Source organism: Grimontia sp. AD028, assembly GCF_000973155.1.
In the GTDB taxonomy this organism is placed as follows: domain Bacteria; phylum Pseudomonadota; class Gammaproteobacteria; order Enterobacterales; family Vibrionaceae; genus Enterovibrio; species Enterovibrio indicus.
In genome coordinates, this window is sequence record NZ_LASY01000043.1 from 1 (window position 1) to 17,903 (window position 17,903).

Annotated in this window: 19 protein-coding genes; 10 read left to right on the forward strand and 9 right to left on the reverse strand. The window is 48.5% G+C overall.

What is annotated here, in order from left to right; translation table 11 throughout:
• Positions 1-77 precede the first annotated feature (77 nt).
• The gene (locus RN22_RS10445) at positions 78-722 is read right to left on the reverse strand and encodes a hypothetical protein (RefSeq protein WP_046304229.1); all 645 of its coding nucleotides are present in this window, start codon (positions 720-722) and stop codon (positions 78-80) included.
• 140 nt (positions 723-862) lie between these two features.
• On the opposite strand from RN22_RS10445, the gene msrB reads away from it, so the two are divergent.
• Together msrB and RN22_RS10455 are read left to right on the forward strand one after the other, a co-directional pair.
• Positions 863-1,306: a peptide-methionine (R)-S-oxide reductase MsrB gene (gene msrB, locus RN22_RS10450; protein WP_002542438.1), complete on the forward strand. Its 444-nt coding sequence runs from the start codon at positions 863-865 to the stop codon at positions 1,304-1,306.
• A 256-nt stretch (positions 1,307-1,562) separates the two neighbouring features.
• Positions 1,563-2,942, forward strand: coding sequence for a sensor domain-containing diguanylate cyclase (locus RN22_RS10455; protein WP_046304230.1), 1,380 nt, complete (start codon positions 1,563-1,565; stop codon positions 2,940-2,942).
• Between the two features lie 7 nt (positions 2,943-2,949).
• Here RN22_RS10455 and RN22_RS10460 read toward each other — a convergent pair whose 3' ends face one another.
• Positions 2,950-4,341 carry a lyase family protein gene (locus tag RN22_RS10460; RefSeq protein ID WP_046304231.1) on the reverse strand — a complete coding sequence of 464 codons (1,392 nt, stop codon included), beginning with the start codon at positions 4,339-4,341 and terminating at the stop codon, positions 2,950-2,952.
• 188 nt (positions 4,342-4,529) lie between these two features.
• Here RN22_RS10460 and RN22_RS10465 point away from each other — a divergent pair, with 188 nt between their 5' ends.
• Positions 4,530-4,802: a hypothetical protein gene (locus tag RN22_RS10465; protein WP_002542441.1), complete on the forward strand. Its 273-nt coding sequence runs from the start codon at positions 4,530-4,532 to the stop codon at positions 4,800-4,802.
• Between the two features lie 82 nt (positions 4,803-4,884).
• On the opposite strand, the gene RN22_RS10470 is transcribed toward RN22_RS10465, so the two are convergent.
• A complete protein-coding gene (locus RN22_RS10470) occupies positions 4,885-5,349 on the reverse strand; it encodes a DUF3429 domain-containing protein (protein WP_046304232.1) in 465 nt (154 codons plus the stop codon).
• Positions 5,350-5,406: 57 nt separating this feature from the next.
• On the reverse strand, positions 5,407-5,670 hold the full coding sequence (locus RN22_RS10475) for a DUF5062 family protein (protein ID WP_039850626.1): 264 nt from the start codon (positions 5,668-5,670) through the stop codon (positions 5,407-5,409).
• Between the two features lie 147 nt (positions 5,671-5,817).
• Here RN22_RS10475 and RN22_RS10480 point away from each other — a divergent pair, with 147 nt between their 5' ends.
• Complete coding sequence (locus tag RN22_RS10480) at positions 5,818-6,285, forward strand: ASCH domain-containing protein (protein WP_046304233.1); 468 nt, start codon at positions 5,818-5,820, stop codon at positions 6,283-6,285.
• An 80-nt stretch (positions 6,286-6,365) separates the two neighbouring features.
• Here RN22_RS10480 and RN22_RS10485 read toward each other — a convergent pair whose 3' ends face one another.
• A complete protein-coding gene (locus RN22_RS10485) occupies positions 6,366-7,583 on the reverse strand; it encodes a diguanylate cyclase (RefSeq protein WP_046304234.1) in 1,218 nt (405 codons plus the stop codon).
• A gap of 477 nt (positions 7,584-8,060) precedes the next feature.
• On the opposite strand from RN22_RS10485, the gene RN22_RS25130 reads away from it, so the two are divergent.
• Positions 8,061-8,225, forward strand: a complete 165-nt coding sequence (locus tag RN22_RS25130) for a hypothetical protein (protein WP_197076283.1) — start codon at positions 8,061-8,063, stop codon at positions 8,223-8,225.
• Positions 8,226-8,279: 54 nt separating this feature from the next.
• On the opposite strand, the gene pepT is transcribed toward RN22_RS25130, so the two are convergent.
• Complete coding sequence (gene pepT / locus RN22_RS10490) at positions 8,280-9,527, reverse strand: peptidase T (RefSeq protein ID WP_046304235.1); 1,248 nt, start codon at positions 9,525-9,527, stop codon at positions 8,280-8,282.
• An 85-nt stretch (positions 9,528-9,612) separates the two neighbouring features.
• Positions 9,613-10,974, reverse strand: coding sequence for a C4-dicarboxylate transporter DcuC (dcuC, locus tag RN22_RS10495; protein WP_046304236.1), 1,362 nt, complete (start codon positions 10,972-10,974; stop codon positions 9,613-9,615).
• Between the two features lie 472 nt (positions 10,975-11,446).
• On the opposite strand from dcuC, the gene RN22_RS10500 reads away from it, so the two are divergent.
• Together RN22_RS10500 and RN22_RS10505 are read left to right on the forward strand one after the other, a co-directional pair.
• Positions 11,447-12,040, forward strand: coding sequence for a LysE family translocator (locus tag RN22_RS10500; RefSeq protein ID WP_046304237.1), 594 nt, complete (start codon positions 11,447-11,449; stop codon positions 12,038-12,040).
• Between the two features lie 13 nt (positions 12,041-12,053).
• The gene (locus RN22_RS10505; RefSeq protein WP_046304238.1) at positions 12,054-12,884 is read left to right on the forward strand and encodes an AraC family transcriptional regulator; all 831 of its coding nucleotides are present in this window, start codon (positions 12,054-12,056) and stop codon (positions 12,882-12,884) included.
• On the opposite strand, the gene RN22_RS10510 is transcribed toward RN22_RS10505, so the two are convergent.
• A complete protein-coding gene (locus RN22_RS10510; protein WP_046304239.1) occupies positions 12,885-13,673 on the reverse strand; it encodes a class III extradiol ring-cleavage dioxygenase in 789 nt (262 codons plus the stop codon).
• Between the two features lie 149 nt (positions 13,674-13,822).
• On the opposite strand from RN22_RS10510, the gene RN22_RS10515 reads away from it, so the two are divergent.
• The 3 genes from RN22_RS10515 (at position 13,823) to RN22_RS10525 (ending at position 16,528) form a co-directional block, all read left to right on the forward strand.
• Entirely contained in the window at positions 13,823-14,452 is a 630-nt protein-coding gene (locus RN22_RS10515; RefSeq protein WP_046304240.1) for a LysE family translocator, read from the forward strand.
• Positions 14,453-14,538: 86 nt separating this feature from the next.
• On the forward strand, positions 14,539-15,198 hold the full coding sequence (locus tag RN22_RS10520) for a response regulator transcription factor (protein ID WP_046304241.1): 660 nt from the start codon (positions 14,539-14,541) through the stop codon (positions 15,196-15,198).
• Positions 15,188-16,528 carry an ATP-binding protein gene (locus RN22_RS10525; RefSeq protein ID WP_046304242.1) on the forward strand — a complete coding sequence of 447 codons (1,341 nt, stop codon included), beginning with the start codon at positions 15,188-15,190 and terminating at the stop codon, positions 16,526-16,528. Before RN22_RS10520 ends, RN22_RS10525 begins: the two co-directional genes overlap by 11 nt.
• A gap of 87 nt (positions 16,529-16,615) precedes the next feature.
• Here RN22_RS10525 and RN22_RS10530 read toward each other — a convergent pair whose 3' ends face one another.
• On the reverse strand, positions 16,616-17,893 hold the full coding sequence (locus RN22_RS10530) for an LssY C-terminal domain-containing protein (RefSeq protein WP_046304243.1): 1,278 nt from the start codon (positions 17,891-17,893) through the stop codon (positions 16,616-16,618).
• Between the last annotated feature and the right edge of the window lie 10 nt (positions 17,894-17,903).

Here is a 17,903-nt window from a genome sequence, read left to right on the forward strand (position 1 = left end):
GCTACACATCGAAGCCTCTGCCTTGCATAAAACCCCCACAAACTGCTGCAAAAATCATCACCAAAGGTCAACAGCCCCTAACGAAAGTAGGCTTCCTCGGCCATCAGCGAGACGCGTGGCCGAACTGATGTACCAAACCTACGTTGGAATGCCGCAACGGCTGACACGGACTCATCGACCACTTCCAATGCCACTATCTGATCAAACTCGTCCACGTAGAGCCTGAGATTGCCAATGTAAATGGCTCTGTCATCAACGCGCACCAGATACTTCATCACTTCAGGAAAGGCTAAGGGCAAGTAAGCAAGCTCATCGACTTCCCCCTTTGCGCGCTCAAGTTCCGTTACCTGCATAGTTTGCCTGGGCAACGCAAAATAGAAGGGCTGACCCCAGTCAGCCAATATGCCTATGCTTTCTCCGTTGTTTCCCACATCGGCAGAAAGCCACAAAAGTACCCTTTCGTTCGCGAAAGGCTTAAAAGTATCAGTCTCTTGCTTAAGATCTTGCGCTATCACGGCAGGGATTATCGATATTTCCCCCACTACCATCACTTGATCATCTTTGATCTGAGAAAAATCCACCAGCGTATCTGATCTAGTGTTATTCGACGCGCAGCCAGAAAGCAGGAACAAGGGAAAAGCCAGCCATACCAAGCTTCGACGGAGCAAGGTCGCCGCCATCTCAAGGTATTTGGGTTGAGGAATGTAATGTTCTAAAGCCATGGTTCAACCTTAGTACACGCACACTAAAACGCCGCCTAATTGGTGAGATGAAATTAATTTCTGGTACTTGCGGTCAATTACTCCACTAACGTGGACTTTCTCCATGTTGGTCGCTCAAAAACTACGATAAGGTAACGATTATGCTTAACTGGGATTCTGTGATTACCACTGCCAAAAATGGCAACCCTGTTCCACCCCGCCGGGTTGAAAAATCAGAGGTGGAGTGGCAGGCCGAGCTAAGCCAAGAGCAGTTTTACGTGACCCGCAAACACGGCACCGAACGCCCTTTCAGTTCTGAAATGTGCGGCCTGTTTGAACCGGGCATTTACACCTGTGTGTGCTGCGGCGAACGGCTGTTCAACGCGAATGAGAAGTTTGACTCAGGCACAGGCTGGCCTTCTTTCACTGCACCACTCGAAGACAACGTGGTGGCCTACAACATGGATATTTCTCATGGTATGACGCGGGTCGAAGTCACCTGCAATGTGTGTGACGCGCACCTTGGGCATGTGTTCCCAGATGGACCACTTCCAACCCGTTTGCGTTACTGCATCAATGCCGTGGCTCTCGCTAAAGAGAAGTAAGAATATCGGCACAAATAACGAGGCGCCCTCACTTTGGTGGGCGCCCTTTTATTACCAGACAGACTAAGCAGCTTCTGCATAACTTCCCATACACAACCTCATCAAGTTCAAATAATTCCCTACTTTTCATGATGTTTTCGCACTAAAGCCACACTTTGCGAGCTTGAAGGTTCTTATAATGAAACAATTCAATTTGATAACCATTTCCTTGCTGGGAAAGCATTGCACACTTATTAGCACGTGGAGTAGTTGATTCATGACAAGAGGTTCATCGGCATGGTCAGCGATCGTCATATTCATTTTCTTTGTTGCCACCTTTACCGGCACAACGCCATTTAATCTTCATGATGCGAATATCGCCCAGGTGAGCATTGCCTCCGGAATTGGGATGATTGGCTGCCTCTATGGCGGCATTCGCACCCTCGTCGCGTTGATTGCAGCTTCCACATTGGCTTTTGGTCTGGCGATTTACCGCTGGGATCCGAGCGCGCCTCTCGCACCTGCGCTGATCACTGGCGCCATCACGCCCATGGCCTGTTACCTTTCAGCGCAAATCTGGGAAAGGCTGTTCATAGGTAGCGGCGTTCGGTTTGAAACGCTGAAACACTACGTACTGCAAGTGTGTATTCTGCCGGGCTTTCTCGTGGCACTCGTTACTGCATCCGATTCGCTGTACGGTGGTTACACGGGTGACGGCAACTACTTTTACGACCTTTACGAACTCACATCGACCTATGCCCTTGGCATTCTGCTGGTCGCACCTTTCTATCAACTCTGGCGACTCGAAAGGAAGCCTTTGCAGCAATTTACGCGAAACGCTTTGCTGGCAATCATCTCCTATCTAGGGTTAACCGTTCTTGCTTTTGTTGGCAGCGCACCGGGACTGATATTTGTTGCACCTGTCATCCCCGTTATATTGGCCTTTAAAGGGGAAGAACTGGCGTCGTTAGCTGCCCTTTTTGGTATGGGCATCATCGTCACCACCATTGCCCCCTACAATCTCGGCCCCTTTGATTTGCCTGACAAGGTGGAAGGCCATGCTTCGTTGATGACCTATGTGCTAATGAGTGTGATCATGCCGTTAGCTATTGGCCTTCACGTGCGACGATTGAACGTGGTTTCACGTTCGCGGGATAAATGGCAAACCAAAGCCAATACTGACCAACTGACCGGACTTCCAAACCGCTATGCGTTTTTCCCTGAACTTGCGAAACAGTTTGAAGATGCTGCCCAGAATCAGGGAAAATTGGTGGTCGCCATGATCGATGTTGATCATTTCAAAGTAGTGAATGACACCTATGGGCATGCGGTGGGTGATGTGGTGTTAATGGAAATCGCCTTACTAATGCAAGAAGAAATGCGCGATTCAGATTTGGTTGCGCGGATTGGCGGTGAAGAGTTTGCCATCCTATTTCCCAGCAGCAACGAAGAGCAGGCACTCAAGGCACTCGAACGTTTACGCCTGCGCTGCGAAAACCATATTGTCAGTTATCAGGAGTTTGAACTGAGTGTCACCATCAGTATTGGCGCCGCCGTGTATCAATCACCTGAGTCTAAAGATGCCCTTCTGGGTCGCGCAGACGGCCTGCTTTACCAAGCCAAGCATGGCGGAAGAAACCGGACTGAGATCGCGTAAGTAGGCATCAACGATCAGCAATGCCGCCGCGGGTCAGAAGATAAGGATCCAATAACGCTTCAAGTTTTTCGCGCGACAACTCAGTTTCTTCTTCCGCCACATCAATAATCGGACGATTCTCGGCATACGCTTTTTTGGCAATCGCTGCCGCTTTGGCATAACCGATCACCGGGTTCAATGCCGTTACCAAAATCGGGTTTCTCGCCAATACGGCTTCTACTTCATTCTCTCTGACTTTGAAGCTAGAAATCGCTTTTGTAGCAAGCATGGTTAAGCCATTTGAAAGCAGGTTGATGCTCTCTAACAGCTTATCTGCCACCAGCGGTAGCATGACGTTCAGCTCGAAATGCCCTGACTGGCCAGCCAGACCCAATGTTGTGTCATTCCCCATCACCTGTGCAGCCACCATAGCGGTTGACTCAGGAATGACTGGGTTTACTTTCCCCGGCATGATAGACGAACCAGGTTGCAAGCCTTCAAGCTCAATTTCTCCCAGCCCAGCCAAGGGGCCAGAGTTCATCCAGCGTAAGTCATTACTCACTTTCATCAACGCCACTGCCAGATTCCTCAGCTGACCCGAAAGTGCCATGGTCGCATCCAGACTTCCCATGGCGTTAAAGGGGTGCGGGTTGGCTTCAAACCGGATACCGGTGAGCGCAGACACTTCGGTTGCAAACAGCGCAGCAAACTGCGGGTGTGCATTCACACCAGTTCCTACTGCCGTGCCACCCTGAGCCAGTTTCTTCATCCCTTTCAGACTGAATACAACGCCTTCGTAGCAGCCTTCGAATTGATGTCGCCAAGCCTCCAGTTCTTGCCCAAAGGTGACGGGCATGGCATCCATCAAATGGGTGCGACCTGTTTTGACGATGTGCCCAATCTCATCTTCTTTCACGCTGATGGCATCCATCAATACCGAAATGGCTGGCAACAGGCGGCTTTCTACTTCAAGGACAGTGCTGATTTGAATGGCGGTCGGAACGGAATCATTACTGCTTTGACTCATGTTCACATGATCATTCGGTGACACCGCCATCCCACATTTAATGGCTGACAGTGTGGCAACGACTTCATTCATGTTCATGTTGGAACTGGTGCCTGAGCCAGTCTGGAACACGTCGACCGGAAAATGCTGCAGGTGATCACCCGCGATGACTTCATCACAACTCTCGGTTATCGCCTCAGCGATCTGTGGGTCAAGCAACCCCAGACTGCTGTTGATACTGGCAGCACAGTATTTCACCATCGCCAGTGCTTGGATAAATGGCACCGGCATGGTGCGTCCGCTAACGTTGAAATTATCCACTGCACGTTGAGTCTGCGCTTGATAGAGCGCATTCTGCGGCACATCGACCACACCCATACTGTCCCGCTCGGTGCGGGTAGCGTTGTTCTTCATCGCGTTATCCCTGCTAACTGGATCTCAATGCCTGTATGACCCCTAACTTCCAGTATGACCCCAATACTGAAATTTACTGTCTCACTGGCGCATGGCACTTTCTTTCTGACATTGGAAAGCCCTGTGAAAGACACATTATTTCGCTTAACATACGCCGTAATCTCGACTCTAACGCAAGGCGTAAAAACATGAATGATGACGATATCCTGACCAGTGAGAATCTGATTGAGATCGTTGAAAACCAATTGGCTGACAACAACCCGAAGAAAGTGAAAGAAACGCTGATGCGTCTTCGCATGACGGGCTCAACACAAGAGGAAGCGCTGGAATACATCGCCTGCGCACTGATGGTTGAGATTTATGACGTGGCAAAAGGCGAAGGGGAATTCAATCTCAAGCGCTACGAAGAACACTTGGATATGCTGCCAGAAATGCCTTGGCAGGATGATCTGGAAGACTAAGGTCTTTACATTCTTCACCTCCAACACTAAAAAAAGCGCCCCAGGGCGCTTTTTTTGTATTCGAGCTTCACGATTGATGCGATTAAACCTGCTCCATCGGCACTGACATCACGCTAAGATCGTTGAGCCAATAAAGTAGGAAGATGTGGCAAACCACCACCACTGCCGTCAACAAGGCTCGCATCATGGTGTACCAGAAGGGATAAACCCCTTTGAACATCAGCACCACTTCCAGAATAAACAGCACGGCAAACGACACAATCAATAAATAGATGGAATAAGGCAACGGCATCAGCAATGCACCGACTGCCACCAGTGAAAATACGATACCTACCGTTAAGCCGTTGGTTGGTTTGTCCGGTCTTGCGCCGCTGATGGTCATACCCCACACGGCCCCCGAAAGGAATGCCAGAATCATTGCACTGTAGCTATTGAAGGCATACACCAGCCCATGCTGCCAGGCATCCGGCCAGACAGGGAGTAAAATGCCGAAAGCAATGAACGGGATAAGTCCCAATGCACCGTATATCAACGCTGTTTTCTTCATAACTAGCTCGCTTTTTTATTCCTTATTTCTCGCTACGCAATCTGAGAAGTCAACCGATCAGTCCTGAAGTAAAGGATGCCCTTCAGGAAGCTGCTTATGGATCCAAAGCACCAGTTTATGCTTCATGTTTGGCCCATCTTCTTTGTCTGACGCGAGAGGCGTTAACACCTTATCTTCGACTAACAACCTGTAAATGCACTCAATTTTTATTTTATTCGACGTCCCCTCATCGAAGGTAGCGAAGCCACGTTTACGGGCGTATTGCTCACCAATCTGGAGCGCTTTTTTGAGCAACTGTGCCTCATGCTTAATCTTTTTCATGGTGTTACTCCGGCTGTTGTTTTCGCCAGCATAGCAGACGATAAGAGGGAACAGTGTGACCATTACCGAGAGAAGCTCAAACACAGCATGACTTATCAATACCCTAGCCGCAAAATAGTGTCTCTAACGACTCAAGATACAGATGAAATGGACACTCGCTCTCAACACTACCTTAACGCATTCCTAGATACTCTTTCCCCGGAACAACGTGCCAACTACATCAGCTTTTCAGCAGACTATTTCTGCGCCGACGAACACAACGCCAATACGTGTGCGGAACTGATTAAGAAAGGCGAAAAACGCGCAAGTTGTAGCATGGAGCTTTGGTACAGCCAAGAAGGTGAAGAACGCCCACAAGTCGGTCACCTGCATGTTGTGACCGATTGGTATGGCAATCCACACTGCATTATCGAAATCACTGACGTTTCCGATTGCCCGTTTAATGAAGTCACCGCGGAATTTGCTGCTTCAGAAGGTGAGGGAGACAAAAGCTACGCGTGGTGGCGGGAAGCCCATTGGAACTTCTTCAGCAAGGAATGCGAAGAACTGGGTATCGAAATGAAAGAGGATATGCTGTTGGTGTTAGAGAGGTTTGAGGTGGTTTACCCGCGCTGAGCAAACCACTTCTTTTTCGTATCCCAAATGACCTGAAGATAAAGCTCTCCGCAGGCTTGGCAGTTGTTAAAGCCTTGAGTTTATTGGTACACCACTTGGTTACGCCCATTACCCTTCGCTTCATACAGTCGGTCATCGGCGACTTTGATTTGTTGGTCAAGATTCCCCATCACATTTGAAACGCCAATACTGATGGTCACCTGTATATTTTCCTGTTGGTGCGGTATTGGCGTTCTCTCAATGCGTTGGCGCATTTTTTCTAAACTGGCGACAAAGTCTTCGAATTGACCATCAGCCTGAATACAAAACTCCTCCCCTCCAAATCGCGCCACCACCTCATTCGGAAAATAAATTTTTAGAATGTTTGCCACCATGACAATCGTGGCATCGCCGACATCATGACCATAGTTATCGTTGACCTTCTTAAAGAAATCGATATCCAACATGGCGATGTTACGTATTCTCTCGTTACAGCCAGACGCTTCTCCAAATAGAAACCTACGGTTCCACAACCCAGTTAACGCATCCTGATTTGCCATTCGGAATAGGTCTGAATTGGCCTCTTTCATCTCAAGAACCTGATGAACACGGCAGTAGAACTCTTCTTGGTTAAAAGGCTTTTTAAGGAAGTCATTGGCACCCGCTTTTAGAAAGCGGGCAGTGAGAGTGTTGGCATCGCTTCCGGAAATTCCAAGTATCGCCAATTGGTTTTTATCAATCTTTTGGCGGACTTCATGAATCATGGAGATCCCGTCTTTAACGGGCATATCGTGATCAGTGAGTACCAAGGTAATATCCGGATGCTGTTGAATAAGTTCAAGCGCTTGTAGTCCATTCTCCGCTTGCAACGTTTGAATATACTGGTGCTCTAACAAGTGCACCAAGTGATGGCGAACCGTCATCGAATCATCCACGACCAGGCATTTATGTCGTTGATTGTTCGTCAGGCGCTGAATCAGTGGCAATAGATAAGAGACTGACACCATGCTGTCTTTCAGAATGTAGTCCAGCACCCCTTTCGCCAGCATTTTCTCACGGATGTCATCCTGAAACATGGCCGTAAGAACAATGACTCTCTCATTTTTCTCCAACAAGAGGTCAATAATTTCACCGTCTTGGGCGTCTGGTAAACAATAATCCAACACGGCGCATAATAGGTTTGGTTCTGATTTTAAGATCGTTTCTGCGGCGTCGTAACTTTCAGCCAAAAGAATCTCATAACCTGCATGAGTTAAGATTTGATTCAAATAATTTCTAAAAGCGCGACTGTCCTCTACGACCAGTATTTTTCTGCTCAAGGTCGTACCCTTATTCCCCCACAAGTAACATTTTTAACAATAGCCAACAATTCATACAGGGTTATTAAAATTTTCGACTACGACAATGCAAATCGCGCTTCCACATTCATACACTATTCAAATAGACATCACCGTTGCTCTTTAGCTGTCTATCGGCCTCATGATTTGATTCGGTTTAAAAATTATTTATAAACAATAAGTAAGAGATGAATTACTGTTTAGAAATCCGCCAAAAAACCAGCATATCCACTACGTTTCAGGGAGGTCAACACAGTGATTTTCATGGTGTAAAAAATGTTATTTTAGCGTTCTTATATATGAGAAGGCCTGTACGCATTTATTACAGAAAACGGGATATAACTTTGGAGCGATAACCTAGAGAAAATAAAAGGCAACGACAGCTTACTGGATTAATCGTTGTGGAAAACCGAAAAATCGCGAACACTGTAAAAAAAAGAAGCGAAAAAAGGTTAAGTCATGACTTTGGTTCTTACCGTGATTATTTTTCTGGCGTGTATCATTTTGCTGGCGATTGGGGTGGTATTTTCCCGCAAGCCAATCAAGAGTAGTTGCTGCGCGTCTTCTGAGCTTGATAAAGACAAACCTTCCTGCGCTGTTACTCCGCCTGATACCAAGGATTAAGAGCAATAAAAAGGCGAACCATCTGGCTCGCCTTTCTTCTAAGCTTGTGTCCGTTTAATCGTGTTCAGCTGTGATCTTGATAACTTCCACTACCACAGAACTGGCAGCTTTCAGTGACTTCACTGGCAAGTATTCGTATATCGAATGGAAATTATGCGCGCCAGTGAAAATGTTCGGGCATGGCAACCCCTTCTGGGAAAGCACTGCACCGTCATAACCGCCACGCATCGGAATAGCTTTCATCTCGATATCGTTGCGCGCGTATGCCCGCCTGGCAATATCAATCGGGAAGCCAGCATCACCTTCCAGGCTGTTTGCCACGTTCTCATAGCGATCTGCCAGCGTAATGGAAACGCTTCCTTCACCCCATAAAGCGCCACAGCTTTCAGCAAGGTTTTTCAGGAAGTTCATGCGGGTTTGATAACCATCTTTGGTAAAATCACGCACGTCCATTTTCAGTACGGTTTTCGCGCTGTTACCGGACATCTCCTTCACCCAGTAGTAACCTTCCGTGCCTTCGGTATATTGCGGCGCTTCGCCTTCCGGCAGCATGCTGATGAACTTGTGTGCCATCAAAAGCGAGTTTTTCAACTTACCCTTGGCAGACATGGGATGGGCAGACTGGCCTGTGAAGGTGACAACCACATCACCCGCATTCCAGTTTTCATGCACAAACTCGCCAATACCGCAGCAATCCAGGGTGTAGCCAAAATCAGCGCCAAATGCCTCTGCATCAAACGCTTTAGCACCACGAAGGCCTTGTTCCTCATCTGGCACGAAGGCCACTTTCACGTCACCATGCGGTATCTCAGGGTTAGCGACGAGGTAGCTTACCGCATCCATAATCGCAGCAATCGCTGCTTTGTCGTCGGCGCCCAACAGGCTTGTACCGTCTGTTACCAAGATGTCATCGCCGACATAATTCCCCAGTTCCGGAAACTCTGCCAATTTCAGGGTAATGCCCCGCGCTTCGTTCAGGCAGATGTCCCCGCCTTCGTAGCTGACAATTTTTGCTTTGGTGTCGTTGGTTTGTTCTGCACTGGTATCAAGGTGCGCAAAGAAGGATACGGTTTTAACCTTGTCTTTCTGCTCCGCGGGCAAGTTGGAAGGCAAGGTCGCGGTCAGAATGGCGGTATCACGCAGTTCGATATCCACCAAACCCAGCGCTTCAAGTTCGGATTTGATCAGGCGTGCCAGTTCCATTTGACCATCAGACGACGGCATGATGCCCGCCGCGCCTTTCTCACGGCTAGTGGTGGTATTGATGCGGGTGTATTGCAAAAATCGGTCGACGATATTCATTTTTCTCTTCATTCCATACCACTGAGGCCATGAACAATTCGCCCACAGCCTCAGTAAAATTATCGTTATTGGTTAGCGTTGATGTCTAAACAAGGAATTGCGAACAAACCAACGCCGTCACCAGACCACCCACCATTGGGATCATGGTGCGTTTAGCCAGTTCTATTGGCGACACGTTTGCGGTCGCCGCACAGGCAATGACCACACCCGCCACGGGTGATGCAGAACGCATGATGCCCGCCGCCAGCTGCATAGGCATCGCAACGTGTGCTGCGGTAGTACCCACTTGCGCTGCCACATCCGGTGCCAGGTTAGAGAAGCTAAAAAATGAAGCGTTACCCGAGCCAGACAGCATGGTCACCACAACAATAATGGCAACCAGGATCAGCACCATTGCCATGTAGCCCAAGCCAAGGTTTGCCGCGCTGCCCAACAGCAGGTCGATAAAGCCGATGGTTGTCAGACCGACCACGAATACCTGTGCGGAGATAATCAAGCTCACCACGCTGGTGAACACGTTGCCCATCCCTTCCAGATACACTTTAAGAGACGCCGCAACCTGCTTGCCATCGCGGGTGTAAATGAAGTCAGCAACCATGGCAACAAACAGCGCGATAAACATGGCCGTCACCACGTCCATTCGCACGCTCGTAACCGCAAACTTACTGAATACCAGCAACAACACCAGCGGTAAAACAGGCAGGATCGCAAACCATTTTGGCGCTTCACGCTGCTCTTTCGCATCGATGTTGAATTCATAGGTCACGCCTTTTTCCGCGTCTTTCTTATCGAAATAACGCTGGCTGAAGAAGTGCAGAACCGCAATCACAATCATGGTCACGATAGCGACGGGCAGCTGATAGCTTGCAAAGTAGGTCGCCACATCGATACCAGACACTTCTGCGGCTTTGTTCGCCGCCGAAGACGCCGGACCCAAGTCCAGACAGCCTGTGGTTGCAACAACCGCCGCCGCTGCCGCCGGGTTACAGCCCACGCCGACCAAGACAGGGTACATCGCCACCAACAGCAAGAGCGCCAAACCGGTTGCACTGGGAATGAAGATGTTGATGAGCTGGCCGATAACGTAAGCCATCGCCAATACCAGATAAGGGTTTTTAATGTGCGAAAGCGGTTTGGTGGCGATTTGTACCATGGCATTGGCAGCGCCAATATGGCCCATGTACTTAGAGAAACCGCCAACAGCCATGATGATAAGACCCAGCTTCGCCAGCGTGGAAGAAGAAAGTACCTTGATGACTTCGAAGAAGTCGACAATCACCGAGCCGGTTGGTTTACCCCCCTTCGGAATAAAGTCAGTCGCACCGTCCATGACGCCGAGTGCAATCATTAACAAACCGGCAAGAAATAAAACAGCTTGGGTATTATATTTTTTAACAATGAAGTAGCCGACACCAAATATTATTGGCAAGGCGAGAGAAGTAACCATTTAGACCCTCATCTGATACTGCAAAATGTCATTATTTCAAAACGAGAATTTCTAAAGACACTGAGATAGTGGCAATTTATCAGAACACCAAAAAAGCACTAAGGCAATGAAAATAAAACAATTAATTAACAATGTTTAATGAGAGATTTTCGTATCTAGTGCAGAAAAACCCCTCAAAAGCATACTTCCACTGCCACTGGGGGAGTTCAAGGGAAATGGAATTCTGGTGATAGGTTCTGTGATTAGAATTAGTTATTTAAAAATGAGTCAGACCAATAATTATATTTCCATCAATTAATTGATTAATGTCTATTCTTCGAATCGGGAAATAATATTGGCACACCAATATTTGTATATAATTTATCCCACTTGTGGTTATTGCTTGTCCTCTCTTCCATGAATCGCTGCAATATCGTTCAATAACTTCCCTTCTGGCTTTGCTAACGTCTTCTTCATTAGAAAGGAGAAAGCAATGAACAGTCTGATTCTGGCGATGACCACCTTTGCCTTTGTCGGTGCGGTAACACCCGGCCCAGTGAATATTCTCGCCACCAGCACTGCAATTACCCAAGGGCTAAAAGAAGCCATTAAACATGTTATCGCGGCTTCGCTGGCGTATGCCTTGGTAGTGATTCTGTGTGGCGGAGTGATGCAAAGTTTGCTGTCGTTGATCCCTTCGCTGGAAACCGCCATGCAGCTCCTTGGCAGCGCATTTCTTTTGTATCTTGCCTACAAAATTTTCACGGCACCTGTCTCCGCCATTGAAAAAAACGCACAGACGCAATCAGGTTGGTGGACAGGTTCCATCACCCAACTTCTCAATCCAAAGGCGTGGCTATATGCCTTTTCCGGCGTGAGTATTTATGTGATTGGCAGGGAAAACGAAGTGTATTGGCTGGGGATGTATACTTTCGTTTCTTTGCTGGTGTGTCTGATTAGCATCGGCTTTTGGGCTGTACTTGGACATATTTTGTCCAGCAAGCTTGAAAACCCTGCTCATCAGCGCCAATTTAATAGAGTGATGGCGATTGTATTGGCATTGTCTGTCGCGGCTATATGGGTTTAATCAGGGACGAGCAATGAAAAAGGACACCACCACACAGTTCAAACAAAGCACGCTGTTGCCTTGGGTGGAGATGCGCGTCGCCAATCAAAGTCGCGCCTGTTATGAAGCCCACTCCCATGATGAGTTTTCATTCGGCATTATTGAGCAAGGCCATTCTGACTATAAAAACCGCCATCGTGTCAACGATGTTCGCGTCGGCGACATCGTCACCATTAATCCCGCCGATGTGCATTCCTGCAATCCAAAGGGCAACACCTGGTCATACAGCATGTTGTTCGTCGATACGCTGAAAATGGGCGAAATCCAACGGGACATTCTCCAACATGCACACCGTGGTTACAGTCAGGACTACACGCCTTTCAAAAACGATTTGGAACGCAGTCCGCTCATTCAAACCCGTTTTCTAGCGTTATTGGAAGCATTGATAGATGACAACAGTCCACTAAAGGCGCAGGTGGCGTTTTATGACTTTATTGAATCCAGTTTTTGGCAGCACGGCTTGAGCGCAGAGAAAACTCAACGTGAGGGCGATGTTCTGAGAGTCAGGGAAAAAATGCTGGATGAGCTCACCGAGATCCATCAACTCGACAGTTTGGCAGAAGAAGCGGGGATGAGCCGCTATCAGTTAATTCGTGCATTCAGACAGCGTTTTGGCCTGCCGCCCCATGCTTACCTGATGGATGAAAAAATCAAACGCGCGAAAGTGCTGCTTCGTGAAGGCAAAGAAATTTCAGCAGTGGCTTTCGAACTTGGCTTTTCCGATCAGGCGCATTTTCAGCGTCACTTCAAAAAGAAACTGGCAGTGACACCTAAGTACTACCAGTCCCATTTTACCAGCGACTAATCAGCCGAATCGGTACGCATCCATCGCCAGCAGTTTGTCATCTTGCCAGCTCTGGTGAATGCGTACCGCGTTATCTTCCCCGCTTGCACCAAGCGCCGCAAGCAATGGCAGGAAATGGTCATCCGTTGGGTGATTAAAGCGAGCATTCGGTGCGTCAGTCAGATAATTCACTACCGCTTCGTGGTCTTTGTTTACCAGCTTTTGTGCAATCCAATCCGTAAATGCTTCTGCCATCGCTGAGCCATTCGGCGTTTTCTGACGGCTGAAAATTTCACGAAGGTTGTGGGTTATCGCCCCTGAACCAATCAGCAAAATGTTTTCTTCTCTTAGCGGCGCGAGCACTTTGCCGAGCTCGTAGTTCATCTTTGCGCCTTGCTTACTGCTGATAGATACCTGCACCACCGGAATGTCCGCATCGGGATAAATCAGTCGTAGCGGGATCCAAACACCGTGGTCCCAGCCCAAATCCTCATCTAAAACAGCCTTGTAGCCTGATGCTGACACCATATCTGCAATTTTGTTGGCCAGATCAGGTGCGCCCGGCGCAGGATAGGTCAGTTCATAAAGCGGTTTCGGAAAGCCATAAAAGTCGTAGATCACCGAAGGCGAGGCACCGGAATTAATCACGACATCATCATCGCTGTCGAGATGACCTGAAAAAATGACGATCGCTTTAGGTTTGTCGAGTGTGCCACCCAGCGATTTCATAAACCGGGAAGCATCACTGTTATCAATCGCCAGCGTTGGACCACCGTGCGATAAAAACAGAACTGGTTGAGTCTTATTCATTGATGTGTCTCCTTTTTCTAACCTCCCGCGAAGTTTCTCGTTTCTGTGTCTCAGCGGTATCGATATCTAACGTTACAGCAGATATAGTCGAAGAATTAACCGCTTGAATTTGACAATCTTGTTCAGAAAAATCGAACAGAGGCGCTGATATGGAAATCCAAACCTTATTACTGTTTGTGGTGGCTTCACTTTCTATCAATCTGATCCCCGGGCAGGATGTGGTTTATATTGTGTCCAACACCATGGCAGGAAAACTAAAGATGGGGCTTCGTGCCGCGACAGGCTTAGGTGTAGGGTACTTCGTGCATACCTTCGCAGCGGTGTTTGGCCTTTCGGCGATTATCGTCAATTCCGCTGTCGCCTTTATGGCGGTGAAGTATTTGGGAGCCGCTTACCTTTTGTATTTAGGTATTTGTGCGCTGAGAAACTTCTTTTCGGGCAACTCGAAGATCAATATCAGAGCTTCCGATGCGGGTAATAACATTAACGTTTTCAAACAAGGCGTGATGGTGGCGGTGTTGAATCCCAAAGTCGCATTGTTCTTCCTGTCATTCCTTCCCCAGTTTATTGACCCGACAGCAGCCTCCCCCGAATATCAACTTCTGGTTCTTGGCGTCGTCTTTTGCATCACTGCCACGCTTTGCAACCTCGCTTATGCCATTGTGGGAAGCTGGTTGTTCTCGTCGGCAAAATCCCAACGATTCTCGCGTGTGATTGAAGGGACTTCAGGTGTTCTCTTAATCGGTTTGGCAGGAAAAATCGCCTTGAGCAGAGAGTAGACTCTTATTTATAGCTCGCTGTTTTACCTAAATTTCACTTTTCCTCGACCATACTTCTGATAGTTCGAGATCAAACAGGATAAGAAATGAAAATATTAGTGGTAGAAGACGAACCACAGTTAAGTGAACAAATACTCGATACCTTAGAAAAGAATGGATGGGTGCCAGAGCTCTCTGAAGATGGTATCGATGCTCTGTATCGCGCTACCTCAGAGCCTTGGGATGCCATTGTGCTCGATTTAGGCCTACCGAAAATCGATGGCCTGACAGTGCTGAAAAGCATCCGCGACGAGAATATCAACACCCCGGTTATCATCCTCAGCGCGCGCGATACCCTTTCGCAACGCGTTGAAGGTTTGAATGCTGGCGCCGACGACTACCTCACCAAGCCGTTCGAAATGCTCGAACTCATTGCCAGACTTCGTGCTCATTTAAGACGTGCTTCCGGCACTGCATCGCCTGTTTTACAAATGGGCGACTTGAGCCTGGATACCCGAACGTCGACCGTGCTTTGGCAAGGTCAGGCAGTCACGCTGACCGCGCTGGAATACAAAGTGGTTGCTTACTTCATGCATAACCCTGAGAAGATGATTTCCAAAACAGAGCTGGTTGAGCACATCTACAAACAGGATTTCGAGCGCGACTCTAACACCGTCGAAGTTTTCATTGGGCGAATACGCAAGAAGATAGCGCCAGACATTATCAAAACCGTGCGCGGGTTGGGGTATCAACTCAATGCGCAGTAGAGTCAGCTATATCGGCAAACTGAGCCTGAAAAGCCGCCTGCTTTTGGCAACCGTGATTTGGGCAACCGTCATGATTTCTATTGCCGGGATCGGAATCCCAGTGCTGATGAATGATTATCTCGTAACGGCGACCAAAGAGCGCTTGCAGCTGTCGATGGATGAAATCTCCAACAACTTGCAGCTTGATGAAAACCAGCAGTTGGTGTTGGCACAACCTCTGTCAGACGCCCGTTTTGAACGTCCTTTCAGTGGGCTGTATTGGCGTATTACTCAGGGAACGACGGTGTTGCGTTCACCGTCACTGGCGGACAAAGATTTCAAACTCTCCGACGGGCCAATAAAGGAAATGCTTGGTGCGAGGAAAGAGCCTCTCATCACCATTACCCAGACCTTCGTACCCAAAGGCGGAACAACGCCAGTCACCGTCAAAATTGGTATCGACGAAGATCCCACCGAAGACGTATTGCAAAGCCTCTCCAGTAAGCTTTGGGTGATTTTATCCATGCTATTTGTGGGCGTGATTGTGTTGGTTGGCTTGCAAGTCGCATGGTCGCTGCTACCGCTTAATGACATGCAACGGGAGTTGGTGAAACTTAAAGAGGGTAAGCAAGATGCCCTCAGCACTAACTACCCGCAGGAAGTGTCGCCGCTGGTATCCGATCTCAATGCCCTACTGTTCCATTATCATGAGTTACTTTCCCGTGCCCGACAACATGCGGGGAATCTTTCCCACGCGCTCAAAACGCCTTTATCTGTGCTCAAAAATGACGTGCTTTCACTGGATGAGGAAAGCCAGAAAAAGCTGCTTCCCTCAATTGAGCGGATCCAGAACCAGATTGACTACCACCTTGGTCGCGCCCGGGTCGCAGGCTCAATGAATATACTCGCGGTGAAGTCCAATCCCAGCGCTCGGGTGGATGCCATCACGCTGGCATTCGACAAGGTTTATGCTTCCCGTGAAGTCATTGTCATTAACGAGCTTGATGATGAATTTGACGTTGCCGTCGACCCTGCTGATTTGGATGAAATGTTGGGGAACCTCATCGAGAACGCTTATAAATGGGCAAACAACTTGGTGCGGATTTACGCTATTGATGCGGGAAAAGAAACGGTTCAAATCTGTGTTGAAGATGACGGAGAAGGCATTCCCGACGAAGAGCTAACCAACGTGCTAAAACGCAGTGTCCGACTCGATGAATCCACGCCCGGCACGGGCCTTGGACTCAATATCGTCAATGAAATTGCCCACAGTTATCGTGGGAGTCTCGAGTTAACGAAAGGAAGCATGGGCGGATTGAAAGCGGTGCTGACAGTGAAACTTGCTCGCTAGGGTCTGTTGACCTTAAGGGAAGAAGAATTTGGACTATATAGAGCCGCCAATCATGGCGGCTCTTTTTCATCTAAGGGTTAACTTCATCTAAGGGCTAACATTCGCCAGCGATATCTCGTTGTCGCTAATCACCAACACCCTACCATCGCTGTAATAATCGTGCTGGTCATCCACCGCTAGCGGGGTCAATGCCTGATAGTACTCTGTTGAAAGCTGAGGAAGCTGCGTATTGATCATGTTCGCCAGTTCATCGCGCTCTGCGTCGATATTCGGGTCAATGCTGTGTAGTACGGTGATGATCCCTGAATACATGGTCAGCTTTAGCCCATCGTCATAGCTAATGGCACCTACCCACAGTGGCTGATTCAAATCTTTATCAATCCCGGCCTGCCACCAGCGTATATGTGAGCGTTTCAGTAAATCGCCTGGCAATTGGAACGCCATATCCTGAGGACGTTCATTCCAGAATAAATCGGATACAGGTGGTGTCTGACCTTTCAGCAGATCAACATAGTCAGCCCAATCAATATCGTTACGAGAGAAGGTTTGATTCTCCAGCCAACCTAACTCGTTCATCATTGTTCTTGGCGACTCGCCGACATAGAGCACATTTACACCTTGCGCATCAAAGAATGGCGATTTGCCGGGGTAAACTTTGTAGTTCAGTGAAACTGGCGTTACCGTCTCTGTCGGCACTGTGTCGACAAAGTTGTCTGCGTACCAGAAGTAATGGCTGTAATTTACGCCAAGCGTAGCGACCAGGAAGAACGCACTGACTTTGGGTACTAACTTCTTCCATTGGAAGGCATAGCCTACCCATGCAAGAATCGCGGTCGCCGCGATGGCCATTAAGCTATATTGGTGCTCGCCGACCATCGAGACAATCGTGTCCAACAGAGGAAATTGCTCAACGCCTGCGGCCAACAAATAACCCCAAAGGATGAACTGTCCTGCGCCCAGAATCAGACCGATTGTCGAGTAGAACGTGAAACGTCCCCATGAGACCTTCTGTGAACCAGCCATAAAGGGAACCACCCAGGCAACCGGCCCCAACAGTCGGGCGAAGGTCATCGCATAGGCTCCTCTTGTCGCCATCAAACGTCGGCAACGTGCAAATGCTCTGCGGGTTTTTGGCTGCCACTTCATCAGTTTTTGCTGCGCAGGTTTACCGAATTTCCGTCCTGCCAGATAGCTGAGTTGGTCGCCGAGAAAACCACCCAGCAAGACCATGATCACGCCTGTGATAATACCGTCATACAGCTGGTAACCCGCGGCCAGCAGGAAGGGCTCTGCTGGCACAAATAAGTTGGGGCCTATCAACGCATCGAAAAAAGCGCCTAGAAATAAACCGATAGACTCAAACATGATGACCTCT

Coding starts and splice junctions, on each gene's coding strand:
- RN22_RS10445 (WP_046304229.1), bottom strand. CDS start 722: ATGGCTTTAGAACATTACATTCCTCAACCCAAATACCTTGAGATGGCG.
- msrB (WP_002542438.1), top strand. CDS start 863: ATGCTTAACTGGGATTCTGTGATTACCACTGCCAAAAATGGCAACCCT.
- RN22_RS10455 (WP_046304230.1), top strand. CDS start 1,563: ATGACAAGAGGTTCATCGGCATGGTCAGCGATCGTCATATTCATTTTC.
- RN22_RS10460 (WP_046304231.1), bottom strand. CDS start 4,341: ATGAAGAACAACGCTACCCGCACCGAGCGGGACAGTATGGGTGTGGTC.
- RN22_RS10465 (WP_002542441.1), top strand. CDS start 4,530: ATGAATGATGACGATATCCTGACCAGTGAGAATCTGATTGAGATCGTT.
- RN22_RS10470 (WP_046304232.1), bottom strand. CDS start 5,349: ATGAAGAAAACAGCGTTGATATACGGTGCATTGGGACTTATCCCGTTC.
- RN22_RS10475 (WP_039850626.1), bottom strand. CDS start 5,670: ATGAAAAAGATTAAGCATGAGGCACAGTTGCTCAAAAAAGCGCTCCAG.
- RN22_RS10480 (WP_046304233.1), top strand. CDS start 5,818: ATGGACACTCGCTCTCAACACTACCTTAACGCATTCCTAGATACTCTT.
- RN22_RS25130 (WP_197076283.1), top strand. CDS start 8,061: ATGACTTTGGTTCTTACCGTGATTATTTTTCTGGCGTGTATCATTTTG.
- pepT (WP_046304235.1), bottom strand. CDS start 9,527: ATGAATATCGTCGACCGATTTTTGCAATACACCCGCATCAATACCACC.
- dcuC (WP_046304236.1), bottom strand. CDS start 10,974: ATGGTTACTTCTCTCGCCTTGCCAATAATATTTGGTGTCGGCTACTTC.
- RN22_RS10500 (WP_046304237.1), top strand. CDS start 11,447: ATGAACAGTCTGATTCTGGCGATGACCACCTTTGCCTTTGTCGGTGCG.
- RN22_RS10505 (WP_046304238.1), top strand. CDS start 12,054: ATGAAAAAGGACACCACCACACAGTTCAAACAAAGCACGCTGTTGCCT.
- RN22_RS10510 (WP_046304239.1), bottom strand. CDS start 13,673: ATGAATAAGACTCAACCAGTTCTGTTTTTATCGCACGGTGGTCCAACG.
- RN22_RS10515 (WP_046304240.1), top strand. CDS start 13,823: ATGGAAATCCAAACCTTATTACTGTTTGTGGTGGCTTCACTTTCTATC.
- RN22_RS10520 (WP_046304241.1), top strand. CDS start 14,539: ATGAAAATATTAGTGGTAGAAGACGAACCACAGTTAAGTGAACAAATA.
- RN22_RS10525 (WP_046304242.1), top strand. CDS start 15,188: ATGCGCAGTAGAGTCAGCTATATCGGCAAACTGAGCCTGAAAAGCCGC.
- RN22_RS10530 (WP_046304243.1), bottom strand. CDS start 17,893: ATGTTTGAGTCTATCGGTTTATTTCTAGGCGCTTTTTTCGATGCGTTG.